17 protein-coding genes and 1 pseudogene are annotated in these 21,213 nt (G+C 45.8%); 6 read left to right on the forward strand and 12 right to left on the reverse strand.

Features of this window, described 5'->3' with window-relative positions:
- Window positions 1-224 precede the first annotated feature (224 nt).
- Both UNITIG_RS18175 and UNITIG_RS18180 read left to right on the forward strand, forming a co-directional pair.
- Window positions 225-2,171 (forward strand): TonB-dependent siderophore receptor, encoded by a 1,947-nt coding sequence (locus tag UNITIG_RS18175; protein ID WP_101759778.1) that lies wholly within the window; start codon window positions 225-227, stop codon window positions 2,169-2,171.
- A 291-nt stretch (window positions 2,172-2,462) separates the two neighbouring features.
- Complete coding sequence (locus UNITIG_RS18180) at window positions 2,463-3,356, forward strand: phosphatase PAP2 family protein (protein ID WP_101759779.1); 894 nt, start codon at window positions 2,463-2,465, stop codon at window positions 3,354-3,356.
- Window positions 3,357-3,398: 42 nt separating this feature from the next.
- Here UNITIG_RS18180 and UNITIG_RS18185 read toward each other — a convergent pair whose 3' ends face one another.
- Window positions 3,399-3,653, reverse strand: coding sequence for an RNA-binding protein (locus tag UNITIG_RS18185; protein WP_101759780.1), 255 nt, complete (start codon window positions 3,651-3,653; stop codon window positions 3,399-3,401).
- 109 nt (window positions 3,654-3,762) lie between these two features.
- Between UNITIG_RS18185 and UNITIG_RS18190 the strand changes: the two genes are divergently transcribed.
- From UNITIG_RS18190 to UNITIG_RS18200, 3 genes are all read left to right on the forward strand, one after another.
- Window positions 3,763-3,999: a VF530 family DNA-binding protein gene (locus UNITIG_RS18190; protein ID WP_101759781.1), complete on the forward strand. Its 237-nt coding sequence runs from the start codon at window positions 3,763-3,765 to the stop codon at window positions 3,997-3,999.
- Window positions 4,000-4,086: 87 nt separating this feature from the next.
- Window positions 4,087-4,269, forward strand: a complete 183-nt coding sequence (locus tag UNITIG_RS18195) for a DUF2798 domain-containing protein (protein WP_200821400.1) — start codon at window positions 4,087-4,089, stop codon at window positions 4,267-4,269.
- A gap of 147 nt (window positions 4,270-4,416) precedes the next feature.
- The gene (locus UNITIG_RS18200) at window positions 4,417-5,145 is read left to right on the forward strand and encodes a YebC/PmpR family DNA-binding transcriptional regulator (protein ID WP_101759783.1); all 729 of its coding nucleotides are present in this window, start codon (window positions 4,417-4,419) and stop codon (window positions 5,143-5,145) included.
- Between the two features lie 102 nt (window positions 5,146-5,247).
- Here the strand turns inward: UNITIG_RS18200 and UNITIG_RS18205 are convergent, their stop codons facing one another.
- The 11 genes and pseudogenes from UNITIG_RS18205 to UNITIG_RS18255 form a co-directional block, all read right to left on the reverse strand.
- A complete protein-coding gene (locus tag UNITIG_RS18205; protein WP_101759784.1) occupies window positions 5,248-6,108 on the reverse strand; it encodes a DUF481 domain-containing protein in 861 nt (286 codons plus the stop codon).
- Between the two features lie 42 nt (window positions 6,109-6,150).
- Window positions 6,151-6,969, reverse strand: coding sequence for a mechanosensitive ion channel domain-containing protein (locus UNITIG_RS18210; RefSeq protein WP_200821376.1), 819 nt, complete (start codon window positions 6,967-6,969; stop codon window positions 6,151-6,153).
- Window positions 6,970-7,183: 214 nt separating this feature from the next.
- Window positions 7,184-8,269: a DUF3089 domain-containing protein gene (locus tag UNITIG_RS18215; protein WP_101759786.1), complete on the reverse strand. Its 1,086-nt coding sequence runs from the start codon at window positions 8,267-8,269 to the stop codon at window positions 7,184-7,186.
- 155 nt (window positions 8,270-8,424) lie between these two features.
- Window positions 8,425-8,904 carry a transcription elongation factor GreA gene (gene greA, locus UNITIG_RS18220; protein WP_101759787.1) on the reverse strand — a complete coding sequence of 160 codons (480 nt, stop codon included), beginning with the start codon at window positions 8,902-8,904 and terminating at the stop codon, window positions 8,425-8,427.
- Window positions 8,901-12,128 carry a carbamoyl-phosphate synthase large subunit gene (carB, locus tag UNITIG_RS18225; RefSeq protein WP_101759788.1) on the reverse strand — a complete coding sequence of 1,076 codons (3,228 nt, stop codon included), beginning with the start codon at window positions 12,126-12,128 and terminating at the stop codon, window positions 8,901-8,903. Before carB ends, greA begins: the two co-directional genes overlap by 4 nt.
- 112 nt (window positions 12,129-12,240) lie before the next feature.
- Entirely contained in the window at window positions 12,241-13,392 is a 1,152-nt protein-coding gene (carA, locus tag UNITIG_RS18230) for a glutamine-hydrolyzing carbamoyl-phosphate synthase small subunit (RefSeq protein ID WP_101759789.1), read from the reverse strand.
- 421 nt (window positions 13,393-13,813) lie between these two features.
- On the reverse strand, window positions 13,814-14,275 hold the full coding sequence (locus UNITIG_RS18235) for a thioesterase family protein (protein WP_101759790.1): 462 nt from the start codon (window positions 14,273-14,275) through the stop codon (window positions 13,814-13,816).
- Between the two features lie 90 nt (window positions 14,276-14,365).
- Window positions 14,366-16,123: a bifunctional isocitrate dehydrogenase kinase/phosphatase gene (gene aceK, locus UNITIG_RS18240; RefSeq protein ID WP_101759791.1), complete on the reverse strand. Its 1,758-nt coding sequence runs from the start codon at window positions 16,121-16,123 to the stop codon at window positions 14,366-14,368.
- A 58-nt stretch (window positions 16,124-16,181) separates the two neighbouring features.
- Window positions 16,182-17,225, reverse strand: coding sequence for an LLM class F420-dependent oxidoreductase (locus tag UNITIG_RS18245; RefSeq protein WP_235015491.1), 1,044 nt, complete (start codon window positions 17,223-17,225; stop codon window positions 16,182-16,184).
- A gap of 73 nt (window positions 17,226-17,298) precedes the next feature.
- Window positions 17,299-17,778 carry a ribonuclease E activity regulator RraA gene (gene rraA / locus UNITIG_RS18250; RefSeq protein ID WP_101759792.1) on the reverse strand — a complete coding sequence of 160 codons (480 nt, stop codon included), beginning with the start codon at window positions 17,776-17,778 and terminating at the stop codon, window positions 17,299-17,301.
- Between the two features lie 178 nt (window positions 17,779-17,956).
- A pseudogene (locus UNITIG_RS18255) lies at window positions 17,957-19,553 on the reverse strand (isocitrate lyase).
- 551 nt (window positions 19,554-20,104) lie between these two features.
- Here UNITIG_RS18255 and UNITIG_RS18260 point away from each other — a divergent pair.
- Window positions 20,105-21,064 carry a LysR family transcriptional regulator gene (locus UNITIG_RS18260; protein ID WP_101759793.1) on the forward strand — a complete coding sequence of 320 codons (960 nt, stop codon included), beginning with the start codon at window positions 20,105-20,107 and terminating at the stop codon, window positions 21,062-21,064.
- The last annotated feature ends 149 nt before the right edge of the window (window positions 21,065-21,213 follow it).

The raw sequence follows: 21,213 nt of genomic DNA on the forward strand, positions 1-21,213 counted from the left end.
TAATGCCCTAAATAAGCGGCTAAATACGAGCCAATAGCTTGCCCTACGCCCCTCTGCTGCCGCCACTTTCTCTAGCGCTAACCAGATCTCTTAATCGCTCTCTATTACACCCAAGCCTGGACCTTCTTGCCATCTTATCTAAATCGTGTATTTTCAACGTAGGATAACTGTACGCCGGTGCCAACAACACGGGGAAATTGCAGGTCCAATACCAGGACAGAGAGATGAAGCAACTTCACTACATTCTTGCCGCCGCAGTAACCAGCTCAATGGCCAATGCAGACCCAGCAAGCGATGATTTATTTTCTCTTTCTTTGGAAGATCTCAGCAATATTAATATTTCTACTGTCTCCAAAAAGAATGAATTGGCACTGCAAGCCCCCGGGGTAGTCACAGTCATTACTGCCGCTGAAATTAAAATGTTCGGCGCCACCAGTATCAAAGATGTGTTATTACGCATCCCAAACTTTTATATTTTTGACTCCAGCACCTTTAGCGCCTCAGGCGTTACCATGCGAGCAGGCGCCACCCAACACCTGAACAATCATGTTTTGTATCTAATCAATGGCAGACCTCTACGCGAATCCCAAAATGGCGGCCTACATACTGACATTAACTTACTAGTGCCGGTAACCGCACTCGAAAGTATCGAAGTTATTCGCGGACCAGGCTCCGTCCTTTATGGCACCAACGCGTTCAGTGGCACGGTAAACTTTATCATCAGGAAGCCCAAGGATGATAATCAAGTACAACTGAACCTGACCGCTGGCAGTGATAGTTATGTGCGCACAGGAGCGTCCCTGCAAGCGCCTATTGGTGAATATGGTGGCATCAGCGTGCATGTGAGCGACCTGAATAGCGATGGTGAAACTATTAGCGCAGTCGATGAAGCCGGCACTACAGATTCTCTTGACCTTTACCGTGACGGCCAAAGTTTGCTAGTCGATAGTTATTACGGTGGCTTTACTTTTAATGCCATCATCAATGAAATAGCAACCCCCTTAAGCAGCGGCGCTTTTCGCTGGAGCAATATTGCCGAGCTTGAGCTTAAGCGCGAGTTTTATGACCTGGGTTATGAACACTCCCTCAGTAAAGACTGGTCCATTGGCGTCAACTATACCTACAATCAATTAGATCGATATATCGAGCGCCCGACAGGCCCCTCTTCGGAGTTTCTCGCCAACGGCTATCTGTATGAAATCACCGTCAAAGGCGCGATCAATAATCACTCATCCATCGTAATGGGTGCGGTAGTCGATCAACTGCGTGGCGATTTGGGTCCGAGTGGTGGTAGCTATAGCAACAAACGCACCGGGGTTTACGGCCAACTGGATTACCAATTACAAGCCGCCACCAAACTGTCAATCGGTGCACAATGGAATGACCCGGAAGACGAGGAGGCCAGAACCTCCCCTCGCCTCGGCATCATCCATACCTGGAGCTCTAGCTGGTCAAGTAAAATACTGTATAGCGAAGCGTTTCGCTCGCCCTACGGATCTGAACTGTATTTCGATGCCGGCTTTCTGCAAGGCGACCCACATTTAAAGCCAGAGACCATTGCAACCACAGAAGTTCAAAGCACCTATACAGCTAGCGATTTTTATTTGGCCATGACCTATTATCACAGTAATACCGAAAACAGCATTGGTCGTGCGATTGTGAATGGCACCAATACAGCAGTGAATGAAGACTCAAAAATTAGTTTTGACGGTTTCGAGCTCGAAGGTAAATGGACCATTAGTAACACTTGGCAATTCCAGGGTTCCTACCACTATCAAATTAATGAAGATGATAACGGTCAACAAGATTTTATGCCGGCAGCTAGAACCATGACTAAAATTGGACTCGCCTACCAATCACCCAAAGGGTATCAAATGGGGCTTTGGAATAGTTATTTTGGTAAAGCCAGCAAACTGGAAAATCTTGAAGGTAACAACACTGCCGTGGTCAACCCTGACGCCGACGCCTTTAACTTACTCAGTATTAATTTACGCGCGAACATTGGCAGAGTGCTAGACAATAGCCAGTGGAAAAATATCGAACTTGCCATCTACGCTAATAATTTACTTGACGAAGAAGTCTATTACCCCGAACTGGGGCGCAGGCTGGTAAATACCTACCCGCAATCCCATGCACAAGGCGTGTTCGCAGATTTATCGATTAAATTTTAGCCGGTAATTATTACCCAACCCAGACACGTGAAACTGAGTCAGACTTGAACATCATTAAAGGTAACTGCAGGTATATTTTGCCGCACAACACTATCACTCATTACCATCTGGCAATATCCCGTAGACTCAACGATATTAGTTATTGATATAATGCGCATCGCAAAACTGTGACCTATCGCCAAGAATCAGGCACACCTCTGCAGCTAAGGCCTAAAACTTATATCCGGGCTCTTTTGCTCTAGCGCAGCCATCAAGTACTGACTTGATCACAAACAATGACATAGGCTTTACATGAACGAAATCCAACAATTAGGCATCGAATTTATTGTTGCTTTACAAGCATTTAAATCTCCGCTGCTCGACACCTTTTTTTATCTTATCACCCAGCTTGGCGGCTTCGCCTATATTCTGGTAATTCCCTTATTACTCTGGTGCATAGAACCCCGACTCGGGCTTCGCGCCTTGCTAGCAATGTTAATCGCACAATATATTGTCATGCTGGTAAAAGATATTGTGCAGGAGCCACGACCTTATCTAGCTGACACACGAATAATATCGGATGGCGAACACGGCTTCAGCTTTCCCAGCGGCCATGCCATGGGATCGCTGGTATTCTATGGTTTACTCATGTTATGGACAGATAAAAGCTGGCTGCGCTGGTTGCTGGCATCGCTAATATTTTTCATTGGCCTATCCAGAAATTATCTGGGCGTGCATTATCCACACGACGTCATCTTTGGCTGGCTAATGGGCTTCATCTACCTCTGGGGCTGGATCAAATTACAACATCTGGCCAACAAAAATTTACGCTATATGAATTTCAATCGGCAGGTATTGTGGTCATTTGTGGTACCTGCACTGGTAGGCACTATTCATTATTATTACTTTGATTATTTTGGCGCTTTAGTCGTGGCCGGTGCCGTCTCTGCCACCATGCTGAGCTTGATCCTGGACAAACAAAAACCGCTACTTAACGTGAACGGAACTATCACTCAAAAAACAGCACGATACCTATTGGGTATCGCACTAACTTTCGGCGTACTACTCGGCTTCCGCCCACTTTATCCAGCTGAAGATCAGTTATTACACAACCCACTGGTATGGGCCAATGGATTTGCCATAGCCATAATGATGGCTTTTATAGCACCTAAACTTTTTAGCAAAATTAAACTGGCGAGCCCCTAAACGCTTTGCAACAACACCAATAACAAGCATCTTGCCAGCAAGTTACTCCTTGCTGGCTTTATCCTCTGCTTTTTTCACGCGAATAATACTTTCATCCAACGCAGTGCCATTAAGACTTTTCATCGCCTTTTTAGCCTCACCATTATCCGGCATTTCCACAAAGCCAAACCCTTTCGAAGCACCAGTGACTTTATCCAGTACCAAAGTACAAGACTGTATTGATCCATAACTTAAAAATAAGGTTTTAAGCTGATCCTCTGTTGTAGCGCGGTTTAAGTTGCGTATTAATAGTTTCATCAGCGTGCCATGTTGGTATACAGTAATTAAAGGATGACAAGTGCCTGAATAACGGCACTGATGCAGATCTTATCAGTAATAGCAGAGACACCCTAAGAGTTTTATATTTATGAGTAACTCACAGCCCAACAACCCTTTACACGGCCTAACCCTGGAGGTGATTGTTAATAGTCTGGTTGATCACTTTGGCTGGGAGGAATTGGCCAAACGCATCGAAATACGCTGTTTTATCAATGAACCTTCAGTTAAATCGAGCTTAAAATTCTTACGACAAACACCGTGGGCAAGAGAGCAAGTCGAAGCCTTATTCCTCAGCACCCAGCCCAAATTATGGAGCAAGCCTTAACTCTACCTGTAAATTAGCCGCTATTCATAACTTAAGAACGCACCCATGATACCGAAAAAATTCAAGCCTCTGGTTTTCGCCTTTTTTATGGCACTGTTTATGTCTGGCTTAATGTCACTCATTATCACACTCTTTAATATAGGACTGGTTACAAACATTATTAGCCTCTGGCTTCAGGCGTGGGGATTTTCATTTATGATCGCGCTGCCCGTGGTGATCCTCATTTCCCCACTGGTAGGCAAACTAACTGACAAGCTAACTAAGAACTAAAGCGAAGTTAACAATACCCAGCCACCGCTAAAATAATAAGATAATCGGTAGTATTTGGGGTCAGCATCTGCTCAAGGTGGGTTTTTGCCGTCGCAATAATAGCGTAAAATACTCCACAAATAATTGTTACCACTACCGGATCTCATCATGGGCAGAGCATACCAAAACCGCAAAGAATCGATGGCCAAAACGTCTGATGCCAAGGCCAAGATTTATAGCAAATATGGTCGGGAAATTTACGTTAGCGCCAAGGCCGGCGGCGTAGAACCCGCAGGCAACTTAACCTTACGCGGACTGATAGAACGCGCCAAGAGAGATCAGGTGCCTACCCACGTCATTGAAAAAGCTATTGATAAAGCCAAAGGCGGTGGTGGCGAAGATTTTTCAGTCGCTCGCTACGAAGGTTTTGGGCCTGGCGGTTGCATGGTAATCATCGAGTGCCTGACAGACAACCCCAATCGCACTTTTGGCGACGTGCGCCAATGCTTTACCAAAACCAAATGTAAAATTGGTACGCAAGGCTCAGTTAGTCATATGTTTGAACACAGCGCAATTCTTATGTTCAAGGGAAATGATGAAGAAGCGGCACTGGAAGCACTAATGATGGCCGACGTCGACGTAACTGACATCGAAAATGAAAATGGCATGATTACGGTATTCGCCCCCCATACCGATTCCTTTAAAGCTAGAACCGCGCTAATTGAGGCCTTTGGTGATGACAATGGTGAGATGGAGTTCGAGGTTGACGAGATTCAGTTTTTACCACAAACCACTGCCCCAATTAGTGCTGATGAGGTTCCGGTTTTTGAAACGTTTCTGGCCATGCTGAATGATCTGGATGATGTGCAGAATATCTATCACAATGTTGAGGACTGAAAAGCAACTCTCAGCGACGGCAGCTTATAAAGCTACACAAATTTAGCGACACCTCTAAGGCGAACAAACAAACTCGCAATAGAGGTGCTGGTAACTTCGGCTTTAGAACGAATAAGCCAAGGTTACCGAAGTCTCAGTATCTGCATGCTTGGTATCCACTGGAACTTCTTCGCTATATTTTACCGTATACGACAACTTTAATAATAAAGCCCCGACAACCCGAGTACTTAACGAAGTTATTGAACGGCTAACGGTATTCTCATCGCCAGCCTCAACACTCACTGTCTGACTAAATGTCGCATTTTCGCTGAAATCCCACTTATATTTTGAAAACATACGCAGAATAACCTCATCCGTATCCTCCTCAGTAGAATCTTCATCCACTTTAGATTCACGGTAACCGGGACCGACTTCCACATCCCAGTGCATTGTTTCTTCGTTCATTATACGTCGACCATAACCTGCCGCCACCGTGGCCTGATAATCATAACCACTAAAATGGTCATCTTCATACGACGCATACGCAAAAGCGTAATTTTTTTCAGTAAACTGGTAAGCCAAGCGATTAGACAAAAAATATTTTTCTGCGGTACGGTCACCATCAGTATCGGAGCTCAGTGACTCAAAAAAGATATTGTAGCGCCACTGCTCTTTCTCTCTATTAATGTCCGCCTTACCTTTAATCGAGGACTCTTCAGTATTACCGGTTGATTCAAAATAACCAAATTCCAAGTCACCTGACCACAATTTGGGAGCCTCTTCGACCTCAGCTACTGGCTCAGAAGCCGCGGTGATCTGTTCCAGCTCTTCATTTAGCCGCTGAATCTCGGCATTAATCTCTTCAATTTTTTTTGTCGCCGACAGATCAGTAACTTCAGTTTCTTCTGCGGCCACACTCAACGACACAAGCAAAGCAAAAACCGCAGCACTCGCCGTCAATAATCTAAACATAAAACTTAACATAGGTAATAATCCCTGTTGATTGACTGTTATTAAAATTAGTAATTACTGCTGAATATGGATATCCATTTGCGGAAAGGGAATGGTAATACCCTCTTCATCAAAACGGAGCTTAATCGTCTCCAGCAAAGCAAATTTGGTTGGCCAGTAATCCGCCGAATTAACCCAGGGGCGCACCACAAAATTCACCGAGGAATCAGCCAATTCTGCCACGCCTATAGTTACCTGAGGCTCTGCTAGCACACGCTCTTCCTTCGCCATGATATCTTCAATCAACTGCTTGGCTTTCAGCAGGTCGGCATCGTAGCCAATACCTACAATCATATCGATTCGCCGAGTTGGCTCCATGGAATAGTTAGTAATATTACCGCCCATTATTTTAGAGTTAGGAATAATGATAATTTTGTTATCACCCGTCTTCATTACTGTGGCAAAAATACCCACTTCAGAAATTACACCAGCTTCACCCCCTGCCTCGACGAAATCTCCTGCTCGAATCGGACGAAAAAGTATCAGCAATACTCCGGACGCAAAATTTGACAACGAACCCTGTAATGCAAAACCAACCGCCAGACCCGCGGCACCCACAATCGCAACAAAGGAGGCAGTCTCAATACCTAATTGACCGAGCGCCGAGATGATAACCAGCGCATACAAAACTGTAGTAATAATACTGCCAACAAATTTACATATCGTTTTGTCGACATTGTTTTTTTCCATACCACCAACAATGACAGCTGATATCTTTTTAGCCAACCACTTACCAATCAGGAAAATAATAATGGCGGTAACTATTTGGACACCGTATGTCACCGCTAAATCAGGGGCATCTTCAACTATTTTGTCAAGGTTAAAATCCATCATTCTTTCCTTTTAAATTTATGGTGAAATAAATATTAGTTTCTATTGCAAGTCTATCATGTCAGTAAAAAACCACGATTATTATATATAGACCTATCGCAGCCAATGAATCAGTATTAAATAGTAAGCCCGAAAAAATCAAGTAGTTCTTGCGAGAAATGTATTTCTACAACATGAACGTCATCAAATCTCCCCACAGCAAAAGCTAGCTTACATTTCAAGGCGTTTTCGATAAAAAAGCCCCCAGACGCAATTCAGCATTAGTACGAATGCTGTGGTAATAAAAGTTAATATCGTAAGTATGGTACTGCCCACCAGCAAATAAAGCCCGGTTATAACCCGCTTGCTTTGGGGCCTCGGCTATCCATAAAATTCCTTTGGGGCCACAACGCGCACCGACAACCCCTTTATCCAACGGCGCCAGCCCCAATAGCCCAATCAAGGGAATAGAACCACTATTAGCCGACTTATCAACTGCGATTAAATCAGCCTTCCAGCTTAACGGGTTAACGCAAGCGATCTCAGTAAGCCCCTCTTCCTCAACCCAGTGGTAACTACTACCGCCTTCCAACACTGTATTCCAGGTTACATAACAATGTGTTTGCTGGGGGGTTTGACACAGCGGTATTTGTTCCGACAAGGCATTAACCGGTACGGTATTACCAATAATATAAGCTGCTACCAACTGCTTTGTTAGCGGTTTCTGATCAAACTCCTGCTGCAATAAACGCAGCAGGTGCAATGTACCCTGACTGTGTGACACCAAAATAATCGGACGCCCTTTGTTCCAGTTCGCAAGATAATAATCAAACGCTTTTTTAACGTCTTGATAAGCCAGATCAGTTGCTTTAGCAACACTATCTCTATCTTCCGCAGTCCAAATAGACATTCGCACTGAGCGATAATGAGGTGCATAAATTTTTGCTACACCATTAAACGGCGTCGCCTGTTGAGGAAGACTGCCCCTTGATGATATAAATCGCTCCAGCCAATTATCCATTGATACATTCCAGCCATCTCCATAAAAGCCGGCGGTTGGATAAACATAGAACACATCCGCTTTAGCGTTAAACTGATTATCTTTATAAGTCGAATTAGCGGGCAACCAGTCAGCGCCATCATCCCTATCTGGCAATGCCGCCCAATGATCAGGGTTATTATAATCTGGTGGATCGTAAACCGGACTGTTAGCGAACGGCTGTGCAGGAACCGACATCATCCAACTACCCAATAAAAGCTTACCCGCGAATACCATTACAACAAGCAGCGCTAACAGAATCGACAAGTATTTTATTTTAGCCACAAGTGGTACCTATTTTAAGAAAAATAGTGGTGTAACATTTCTACGCACTAACCTCAATTTTATAAGCTCGCAAAAACGCATATAAAAAAGGCCACCATTTGGCAGCCCTTATATTACAACAGTGTTTTTACGACGACTAGCTGACAAATATCCTGTTAAATATGAGATACCTTCTCAATCTCATACTCAATATCGCCGCTGGGCGCTTTAACTATAGCCACATCGCCTTCTTCTTTACCAATCAAAGCCCGGGCAATAGGTGAAGTCACCGAAATCATACCCTTACTCACATCAGCCTCATCCTCACCAACAATTTTATAAGTAACTTCTGCTTCAGTTTCGCAATTTATCAGCTGTACAGTAACCCCAAAAATGACTTTACCCGTTACTGGCATAGTAGCCACATCGATGACAATACTATTACTTAACTTGCCCTCAATTTCCTGAATGCGACCTTCACAAAAACCCTGTTGCTCACGAGCTGCATGATACTCGGCGTTTTCTTTTAAATCGCCGTGCTCCCGAGCCTCTGCTATTGCCTGCACAATACGCGGGCGATCCTCGCCTTTTAATTTATTTAATTCAGCTCGCAATGCCGCTTCACCGGCTTTAGTCATTGGTACGCGATCACTCATGCAGAAATTCTCCCGTGAACATCTTGTAAGCGACGCACTGTAGGTGCAGCGCCCTTATTAACTTTTATTGCTTCACACACGGCATCAGCACCGGCCAGAGTGGTAGTACAAAATACTTTTTTCGCCATCGCGGTACGTCTGATAGAAGATGAATCTGCGATGGTCTGCCTTCCTTCGGTCGTATTAACGATCAAGTCAATTTCATCATTCTTTAACGCATCAACAACATGCGGGCGACCTTCATTCACTTTATTGATCAACCCGGCAGGAATACCAGCATCGGTAATAATTTTGTGCGTTCCACGGGTTGCCACCAACTCAAAACCTAGATCCATTAGCTTCCTGGCCACATCAACCACGCCTGCTTTATCAGCGTCTCGCACACTAAGAAATGCTTTACCGCGTTGCGGTAGACGTTCACCTGCTCCAAGCTGCGCTTTACCATAAGCTTCTGCAAATGAGTCACCCAAGCCCATCACCTCTCCGGTCGATTTCATTTCTGGACCAAGGATAGGGTCAACAGCAGGAAACTTATTAAATGGAAATACTGCTTCTTTAACACTAAAAAAAGGTGGAATACGCTCAGTGGTAAAATTCTGATCAGCCAAGCTAGTGCCAGCCATACAGCGCGCTGCTATTTTTGCCAATGAAACACCAATGCATTTAGAAACGAAAGGTACCGTGCGAGAAGCGCGCGGATTGACCTCAATAATATAAATTTCCCCATCCTGCTCAGCCAACTGCACATTCATTAAGCCGCAGACACCTAACTCAACCGCCATAGCTTTCACTTGTTCGCGCATTTTATCTTGCTGCGCAGGATCTAACGAATAAGGTGGCAGCGCACAGGCCGAATCACCAGAGTGGATTCCTGCCTGCTCAATATGCTGCATAATGGCCCCGATGACGACTTCCTTACCATCGGACACAGCATCCACATCAATCTCTACTGCTGAGCTAAGGAAATGGTCCAAAAGCACCGGGGAGTCATTAGACGCTTTCACCGCAACGGTTAAGTATTGCAATAACTCATCCTGATTATAAACAATTTCCATTGCCCGACCGCCCAACACATAGGATGGCCGCACAACCAGCGGATAACCAATGGTATCAGCAGCAGCCACAGCCTCCTCGGTTGACCTTACAGTAGTATTAGGCGGTTGCTTTAAACCCAGTTTTTGAATCATTTGCTGAAAACGTTCACGATCTTCGGCGCGATCTATCGCATCAGGCGTAGTCCCAATAATCGGCACGCCGGCCGCTTCCAACTCGCGAGCCAGCTTTAACGGTGTCTGGCCACCAAATTGAACGATAACCCCTTTCGGTTTTTCTTTTTCAACAATTTCTAACACGTCTTCCAAAGTAACCGGTTCAAAATATAAACGGTCTGATGTGTCGTAATCGGTAGATACTGTTTCCGGGTTACAGTTAACCATAATAGTTTCGTAACCGTCTTCACGCATTGCCAGTGCCGCATGCACACAGCAGTAATCAAACTCGATGCCCTGACCAATCCGATTGGGGCCGCCACCTAAAACCAGAATTTTATCCCTGGAGCTCACATCAGCCTCGCACTCTTCTTCATAGGTTGAGTACATATAAGCAGTACTGGTAGAAAATTCCGCCGCACAAGTATCAACGCGCTTATAAACTGGACGAATATTTAATGCATGACGGTGTGCACGTACAGCAGCTTCTTCTTCGCTCAACAAATCAGACAAACGCTTATCGGAAAAACCCTTGCGCTTTAATCGATACATCTCATCAGCTGACAAGCCACTAAGCTGTCGACTTTGCAGTGCATTTTCGCTATTAACGATATCTTCAATCTGCACCAAGAACCAACGATCAATTTTCGAAAAACCGAACACGTCATCTACACTGAAGCCTGCACGAAACGCATCAGCAACAAACCAAATACGATCGGGGCCCGGGTTGGTTAATTCACTAATAATTTGATTGCGAGCACTCGCTTTGCTGACATCCAGCTGCGGCTCAAACCCTGCAGACCCTACTTCCAGCCCGCGTAGCGCTTTTTGCATTGACTCTTGAAAGGTACGACCGATAGCCATGACCTCACCTACGGATTTCATTTGTGTGTGTAAATGCTTGTCGGCTTCGGCAAATTTTTCAAATGTAAAACGTGGGATTTTGGTTACTACATAATCAATAGATGGCTCAAACGAAGCCGGTGTTGCGCCACCAGTAATATCGTTTTGCAATTCATCCAGGGTATAACCTACTGCCAGCTTCGCCGCGACTTTGGCAATAGGAAAACCGGTTGCCTTGGACGCCAGCGCCGAGGAACGGCTAACCCGAGGATTCATTTCGATAATAACCAGCCGTCCAGTGTTTGGACACTGACCAAACTGCACATTGGAACCACCGGTTTCAACACCGATTTCACGCAACACTGCCAACGAGGCATCACGCATGATTTGATATTCTTTATCGGTCAGGGTTTGCGCTGGCGCGACGGTAATTGAATCACCAGTATGTACACCCATTGGGTCAAAGTTCTCAATGGAACAAACAATTATGCAGTTATCATTTTTGTCCCGCACAACTTCCATTTCATATTCTTTCCAACCGATGAGTGACTCATCAATCAGCAGTTCAGTAGTGGGCGAAAGATCCAGACCCCGCTCACAAATTTCAATAAACTCTTCCTTGTTGTATGCGATACCGCCACCCGAACCACCCATAGTAAAGGAAGGGCGAATAATACAGGGGAAACCTAATTGACCCTGTACTTGCAAGGCCTCTTCCATGCTGTGCGCAATCGATGCCCTCGGCGTTTCCAGACCAATGCGCTTCATTGCCTTATCAAATAGATCTCGATCTTCAGCTTTATCAATCGCTTCTTTGGTGGCGCCAATCATTTCCACATTGTACTTAGCCAGCACGCCGTGACGGTCCAGATCAAGGGCACAATTCAAGGCGGTTTGGCCACCCATAGTAGGCAACAAGGCATCGGGCTTTTCTTTTTCGATAATACGGGCAACAGTTTGCCATTCTACCGGCTCGATATAAGTAGCATCCGCCATCGCCGGATCGGTCATTATTGTGGCCGGATTAGAGTTCACCAGAATAACGCGGAAACCTTCTTCCCTTAATGCCTTACACGCTTGCGCCCCGGAGTAATCGAACTCACAAGCCTGCCCGATAATGATCGGACCGGCGCCAAGGATGAGGATGGATTGTATGTCGGTTCTTTTTGGCATGGTTGTTAAAACCCAAAATATGTCTGCTAGAAATCGTTATTCCTGCCAAGGCGGGAATCTAAATGGCCACTCGATAAATTCGTTAGTCGAAAATATCGCCGCCGAAATTAACTCAGGCGCGAGCCTCAATCAATTCAATAAAGTGGTCGAACAAGGGCGCAGCATCGCGCGGCCCTGGACTGGCTTCCGGGTGTCCTTGAAAACTAAAGGCCGGCTTATCGGTGCGATGAATGCCCTGCAGCGAACCATCAAATAAAGATTTGTGGGTTACTTTCAAATTAGACGGTAACGACGTTTCATCAGCTGCAAAACCGTGGTTCTGGCTGGTAATCAGCACCGTGCCGTCTTCCAGGTTTTGTACCGGATGATTGGCACCGTGGTGACCAAATTTCATTTTCATGGTTTTGGCCCCTGAGGCCAAAGCTAATAACTGGTGCCCCAAACAGATACCAAATACCGGAATGTCAGTGCCAAGAATTTGCTGAATGGCTTCAATCGCATAAGTACATGGCTCCGGATCACCAGGGCCATTAGAGAGAAACACACCATCGGGATTCATCGCTAATACTTCAGCTGCAGGCGTTTGCGCAGGTACCACGGTCAACTTGCAACCGCGATCGACTAACATACGTAAAATATTGCGCTTAACACCGAAATCGTAAGCAACGACATGATACTTACACTCTTCGTCAGTCCATTGCTTGTAGCTATCGCCGGTTAATTTATCTGAAGGCAAAGCCCAGCTACCCTGCTGCCAGTTGTAGACCTCCTTGGTACAAACTACTTTGGCCAAGTCCATACCTTCTAAACCGTCGAAACCTTTGGCTAGCTCCAAGGCTTTGGCTTCATCGACAGATTCACCTGCCATGATACAACCATTCTGGGCACCTTTATCACGTAAAATTCGGGTTAAGCGACGCGTATCAATATCGGCAATACCAATAATATTTCTGGCAACTAAATAGTCTTGTAGGCTCTGCTCATTGCGAAAGCTACTCGCTAACAGCGGCAGATCCCGAATCACCAAACCCGCCGACCAAATATCAGTCGCCTCTTCATCTTCAGCGTTGGTGCCGGTATTACCAATATGAGGGTAGGTCAGCGTGACAATCTGCTTGGCATAGGAAGGGTCCGTCAAGATCTCTTGATAACCGGTCATGGCCGTATTAAAAACGACCTCTCCAACCGAGTGCCCGATAGCACCAATGGCGACTCCCCGAAAAATACTACCGTCTTCAAGGGCTAATATGGCTGGTACCGTCAAGCAAACCTCCTACAAGAGTGACAAAAAGCGATGAGGTGAAACCGGAAAACGCAAAATCAACCCCGCTAAGCTATTGATTTTATTTACAAAGAATTTTAAACACTGCATTCTTTGGCGATAATGAAAAACTCAGCGGCCCTAACAAAAGACGAAAAAACACGGCCGTAAAAAAGCGAGATGAAGGTACAGCCTTATCTCGCTTTAAATTCTTTCCCCTGAACGCTCCAGCATTGTGGCTGGAAAGGGGTCGCCGGGCTGCTGAACACCGGTTTAACTTGGCGGGCGATTGTACGCAAATAAGCTATGGCTGTCCACCTCGAATACGGCTAAAACCGTCAGCAAGCAGCAACAAAATTTCCCGGGCAAAGGAGGCCGTTAAGCAGTAATCGCAGTCCCTGAATTCTCCTGCTCGAGCATCAGCCTAATCGCCTTCTGCTGCTTTCGACCGCGGCTCCTGTTCCAGCTTTTCACGCAGCGAGGGTGGCGCCAGTACCGGCTTGCTATTAATTGAATCGAACAAAATATGAGCCGTCTTGGCGATAGCAATTTCTCGCCCGGTTTTCGCCTCGCTAACGCGATAAACAATGTCACAGCCATATTTATGAAACGCACTGGCAGCCACTTCAATCTTCAGGCTTTCACCATAGCGCCCTTCGGACTTATAGATCACCGCTAAATCAGCATTCACAAACAAATAGCCCTGCTCACGGGTCTCATCAACGCCGTGCGCCCGCATATAATGAATTCTGGCTTCGTTGAGAAAGCTAATCAATGCGTCATTACCTAAATGATCACCACGATTGATATGGCTAATATAAATGGGAAGATCGATGGAAAAATTAAACCGCTCCGGAAGCGTTATTTCTACTCGAGACATAATCATTGCTACCTGTAACCTGGCTCTAATACGAGTAGCTTATATGGGGACGATCCAGCGATAAAACAACACCGCTAATAAGGTAATATGCATCCATTAACTGTCAGCTGTTGACTTACTAGCGAGCGTCGCAGGCCGCGAAAAACGATAACGTCGACGATAAGGAAATACATCGCCAAACTTTCCCTGTTTAATTTGTTGCTGCAGGCCTTGCCAAAAAGTCTCCAGATACAAATCAGGGTGCAATTTATCAAACACCTCCCTGGCGCGGCGATTACCTGAAAAGAACAGGCGGAACTCTTCCGGGAAAACATCGGCGGGAGCAACGTCATACCAAGGCTGCCCAGCCATCTCCTGCTCTTCATTCATGGGCGCAGGTATTTTTCTGAAATTACAATCGACCAAGGGACAGATTTCATCGTAGTCATAAAACACTACTCGACCATGGCGGGTGACACCAAAGTTTTTCAGCAGCATATCACCGGGAAAAATATTAGCTGCGGCCAGCTGTTTAATCGCATTGCCGTATTCATCCATCACATTATGGATTTGTTCATCGGTGGCATTTTTTAAATATAAATTTAGTGGCGTCATCCGACGCTCGACATAAACATGTTTAAAGATCAAAGCATTGCCACGCACCTCAAGCAAGGAGCCCACTTCCTTTTTCAATTCCGCCATCAACTCGTCAGAAAAACGACGAAGATCAAACGCCAAATTATTAAATTCCTGTGTTTCCGCCATCCGCCCAGCACGATCCCAGCGCTTAACCAATTTATATTTTCCTTTAACCTGTTCCCGGGTCATATCCTTTGGCGGGGTAAAACGGTCTTTAATCACTTTGTACACATAATCAAAAGAAGGCAGGGTAAACACTAACATCACCATTCCTTTAATTCCCGGCGCAATAATATATTGATCGTTGGTTTTTACCGTATTCGCGACGGCGGTGCGATAAAACTCGGTTTTGGCATGCTTGCCAAAACCAATCGCACTATATAATTCAAACCACTCTTTTTGCGGCATGATGGTTTTTAAAAAACTGACATATTGTGATGGTACTGAGGCATCCACCATAAAATAGCTGCGTGTAAAGCTGAATAATTTACTGACATCATCGGCTGAAAATAAAACTGTATCGACGTAAACCGCACCCTGTTCATTATTTAATATAGGAAATACAAACGGTAACATTTCACCATTATCAACAACGATCCTGCCGACCAAATAAGCCGCTTTATTTCGATAAAAAAGTGAGTTTAATACTTGGCTTTTTACTTGTTGACCCTGCTCGATCCGCGGCGTCAACAGCTTATCAATCAGTGAAACTATACGCGCCACATCGCGCTCGAAATCCTCAAAGGGAATATTGAACCGGGTATCAACCAGAATACTGCGCACATTAACTGCGAGATCCGCAATAGCCGGATACTCAGTATAAATAACATCTTCAAACACACTGGCAGGGAGTGAATCAGGCGCAACTACCGACGCGTTAAGGTCGCCAATTCTTTCGTGATTAAAAACAAAACAGTAAACGGAATTAAAAAAAGTCTGGGCAATTTCTATATTGCTGTGCTCTGCCACCAATTGACAATATTCGTCTTTGGCATCGCGCCATAGTTCACGATCCTGAGCATGGCCACCGGCGATATCATCAGCCAACGCAGCTACATCGCGCACCTTCTTTTTATACATTTCCAAGCGATGGCTCATCGCCTTATGCACCAATTGCCAATCGGCTTTTTCAAACCGCGACTGCGCACCTAGCGTGACATTTTGGAAATCACCAAAGAAAGCATCAAAGCTATTTAAAATAACTTTGGCCAAACGCTGCGCATTACTCATACCCATTAGAATTATTTACTCCCAAGTATTTGCTGCGCAGCACTCAATGCCTGATCAGCCACGACTACTTAAAAATATCAGCCATTATCGGTAATACTTCAGGCTGACGAATATGTAGCATCATAGTTCCAACATGGCCTTTTTTACCCGCTTCAATCCACGCCTGAGCACGTTCACGAATCCGGCTTTCGGGACCAATCAAAGCAACTTCATCAACCAGCTCGTTCGGCACTGCCGCTGCAGCCGCTGCCTTGTCCCCGGCCAGATACAAGTCCTGAATTTTCTCAGCCGCCTCGCCATACCCCATCGACGTCGTGTAAGTGGTATAGAAGTTTTTACCCTTAGCACCCATACCCCCAATATAAAGAGCCATATGCTCTTTTAAAGGCTGGCGACAGGCCTCAACATCATCACCCAACACGACTGCGACTCCCGGCGCAATGTCAAAACCTTGCAGCGACTTGCCATTACCTGCCCGCTCAAAGCCTTTATTCAAATGTGGCTCAAGTACCGAAAAGCGTTCAGGGCTCATCCAGATGGGAAACACACCATCGCCTACTTCCGCAGCACAAGCCAAGCCTGCTGGCGTCACCGACGCGGTGTAGATAGGAATGGATGGATCGGGATGCAAGATAGATTTTAACGGTTTGCCCAAGCCCGTCGTCCCCGCACCTTTTACGGGCAATTGATACATGTCACCATCAAAAACCACGGGGCCTTCACGCTCCATAATTTTGCGCATAATTTGAATATACTCACGGGTACGCGTAATGGGTTTGCCGTATGGCACACCATGCCAACCTTCAACCACTTGCGGGCCAGAGGCACCTAAGCCAACAATAAATCGATGACTGGATAACTGATTTAGCGTCATCGCCGTCATCGCTGCCATCGCCGGAGTACGTGCAGGCATTTGCATGATGCAAGTGCCTACCTTGATCTTAGTCGTTTGCGCCAGAATCCAGGACGCCACGGTAATGGCATCTGAGCCATAGGCCTCAGCTGTCCAGAGTGAATCATAACCCAGTGCCTCGGCCTGCTTTATCATGTCGATTGGCACTTGAACCTGCTTACCGGAATACCCCAACATCACACCTAATTTAATCATAATCTTGCTCTCTTTGGTTAACGCTCTGCACGCGCAGCAATTCAATAAAATATTTCTGACTATCCAGAAGGCATTACAGCAGTGATTGATCACTCACAATTACACCACTACCATCCGCATACAGAAATGATCCTGACTTAATTTTCAAGCCAGCCATGGCCAGCTCTACTCCCACATCGCCCTGATTGCGTTTTTCTGTTTTCAACGGAATCGTAGCTAATGCCATTACGCCAATCGCCATCTCGGTAATATCTTCAACATCTCGAATCGAACCATAAATAACTATCCCGCTCCAACCATTTTGCTGGGCAGCTCGAGCCAAATTATCACCTAGTAGCGATCGTCTTGGGGAACCGCCACCATCGACGACCAGCACCCGGCCCTGGCCCGGCGTTTTTACTAACTCAGCAACTTTAGAGTTGTCTTCAAAACATTTGACGGTAAGCACTTCGCCACCGAAGCGACGCACACCACCATAATGCTTAAACACAGGATCAGCGACTTGTACTTGATCGCCATACTGATCACAGAGATCGGGGGTAGAAATCATCATAAATCCCTAACAATAAAAAATACTGTAACAACCAGCCAGTGATTGGCACGATACCTTTAAGCTGGCCGGATTACCATGCCAACAACAAGCACTTACAACCACAAGATAGCTATATAACAAGCGTAAAAAAGGCGGCCGAAGCCGCCTGAGATACCGGGAAGGTATACAAAACTTTCAATTAACCAAACTGGTTCATCGTGTTGTCTTTACCAGACGCTTTCAGCGCGGCATCACCAGAGAAATACTCTTTGTGATCGTCACCCATATCAGAACCGGCCATATTCTGGTGCTTAACACAGGCAATTCCCTGACGGATTTCTTTGCGCTGCACACCTTTAACGTAACCCAACATACCCTGGTCACCGAAGTATTCTTTGGCCAGATTGTCAGTAGACAAAGCCGCGGTGTGGTAAGTCGGCAAAGTGATCAAGTGGTGGAAGATACCTGCTTCGCGAGCCGCATCTGATTGGAAGGTACGAATCTTCTCATCAGCTTCAATTGACAGCTCGGTTTCATCGTATTCAACACTCATCAGATTAGCGCGATCGTAAGCTGAAACATCTTTGCCGGCCTCAGTCCAGGCATCAAAAATCTGCTGACGGAAGTTCAAGGTCCAGTTAAATGATGGGCTATTGTTGTAAACCAGCTTGGCATTTGGCACCACTTCACGAATGCGGTTAACCATGGCACCGATCTGACCAACGTGTGGTTTCTCAGTTTCAATCCACAATAAGTCTGCACCATTTTGTAACGAAGTAACAATCCAGAATTACGCGATCTTCACCAGAACCTTTCTTGAACTGGAATAAACCACTGGCTAAGCGCTTGGGCTTTAACAACTTGCCATCAGCCTTAACCAGAACATCACCATTGTCGATATCAGCAGCGCTTTCTACGTAATCGCCATCAAGAAAGGCGTTGTACTTATCACCCAAATCGCCAGGCTCTTTAGTCACTGCAATTTGCTTGGTTAAACCAGCACCTAAGGAGTCAGTACGGGCAACGATGACACCGTCTTCAACACCCATTTCCAAAAAGGCATAGCGAACTGCGCGGATTTTGGCGAGAAAATCTTCATGCGGAACGGTTACTTTACCGTCCTGGTGACCACACTGCTTTTCATCAGAAACCTGATTCTCCAACTGGATACAGCAAGCACCCGCTTCGATCATGCGCTTAGCTAATAAGTAAGTCGCTTCGGCATTACCAAAACCGGCATCAATATCAGCAATGATAGGTACTACGTGAGTCTGGAAATTGTCGATTTGGTTTTGCAGGTCTTTTGCCTTCACCTCATCATTGGCTTCACGCGCATCATCTAACTGACGGAACAGTCCACCCATTTCACGCGCATCGGCCTGGCGCAAGAAGGTGTATAGCTCTTCGATTAACGCTGGTACAGAAGTTTTTTCATGCATTGACTGGTCAGGTAAAGGACCAAACTCAGAGCGCAAAGCCGCGATCATCCATCCAGAAAGGTACAAGTAACGACGATCAGTGCTATTAAAGTGCTTCTTGATAGAAATCATCTTCTGCTGTCCGATAAAACCGTGCCAACAACCTAAAGACTGAGTGTACTGCGAGCTATCAGCGTCGTAGCGCTCCATATCCGCACGCATAATTTGAGCAGTGTACTTAGCTATTTCCAAACCGGTTTTAAAACGATTTTGAGCGCGCATACGTGCTGCGTATTCTGGGCTTATGGCATTCCAGGTCTCACCCTGTTGAGCGCATAAATCAGCTAACTGGCTGATATCCTGATTGTAATTTGACATGATAATTCCCCGGTATGTAATGACTACTGTCGTTGGCTGAATTTGATGGTGTGGACTCTACGCCCCCAACCAAAATTTAGGAAATTGATGTTTTTTATCCTCGTCATTCATAATATGAATAAAGCACCACTCCCTTCACCTTTTCAGCTAAGTTGAAATCCCCACCTATGGCCAGCGCCAGCACAGCAAATCGGCAATAAACACACAATCAATCGCTGACAGAACAGGTAATGCATACAATTTCCAAAATTTCGCTGACAAATCACCCTATGACGGCCAAAAAAAATGCCCGCAGCCCAGCAACACTCAGTTGATAGGACGCGAGCAAACTAGCAGGGAAGGATGCAACCAGCGGTGGCATAACTGTAACAGCCATGACACCATTACCCTGTAATAGACCTCGAATGGTATTAAGTTTCCGACAACCAATTCGCGAAGTTTGGGTACTTCACCCCCAAACAAGGCAAACAACTTCCAAAAAACTTACGCTCAGACTAGAAATACGAGCTAAATAAAGCTAATTTATAGGTTTTATTTCTGGCATTTATTATATGAATATATCTCGTATCGACCTCAATCTGCTGGTTTACCTGGATGTGCTATTACGCGAAAAGAACGTCACCAAAGCGGCAGACCAACTCGGCATTACCCAACCAGCCATGAGTAACAGCTTGCGCAGGCTGCGCGACCTGTTTAATGATCCGCTACTTATCCGTACCAGTCAGGGTATGACCCCCACCCAGCGGGCAGAAGAATTACAGCCCCAACTACGGCAGATCCTGTCCAGTATCGAACTAGCGGTACAACCCGCCGCGGAATTCAGCATCGAGGACAGCACCCGCGTATTTCGTATCATGGCCAGTGACTATGCAGAGTCCACCCTGATACCCGCGCTGCTTAATGAGATACGTGATATAGCCCCGCATATACGCCTTGATGTACTGACCCCGAGTGATGTGACCTTTCAGGATGTCGAGAAAGGCAAAGTCGATATGGCTATCAACCGCTTTGACTATTTGCCCCAATCCTTCCATCAGGTAAACGTCTGGCGCGACAACTTCACCTGCTTGATGAGTAAAAACAATCCCATCCTTAAGGATTTCAACCTGGAAAGTTATCTTGCAGCCCATCACATCTGGGTCAGTAAAACCGGCATGGGCGTCGGCGTCGGTATGAATCCCGACGATATCCAACGCTTGGGACGCGTCGATGAGGCGCTGGCTGAAATTGAGCGCACCCGCCACATCCGTGTATTTACTCGTCATTATCAGGTTGCCGCCCTGCTTGCCGAGCAGCCAGACCTCATTGCTACACTACCCAAACAAGCCGCCTATCGTCATACACTGGGGGACAACAGCCCGCTGACTATCAAGCCACCGCCGTTCCCGATTGTACCTATCGAGCTCAAAATGGCCTGGAGTCCGCTGCTTCATCATGATTTAGGCCACACCTGGCTAAGACGCCTGATTGTTGAGGTGGCTAAAAATATTATTGAGCAAAGCAAAGGCTGATTAACTACTATCACCATTCACTACACGAATGATCGACATGAAAACGATCAATTAGCTAAATTTTGGGTGAATCTTTAACATGCACCCGATATTTTCATAGACAGTTGCAACCCGTACACTCAATGACCTAATTCTGCTATTACAAGGCT

It is taken from the genome of Oceanicoccus sp. KOV_DT_Chl (genome assembly GCF_900120175.1).
In the GTDB taxonomy this organism is placed as follows: Bacteria; Pseudomonadota; Gammaproteobacteria; order Pseudomonadales; family Dasaniaceae; genus Oceanicoccus.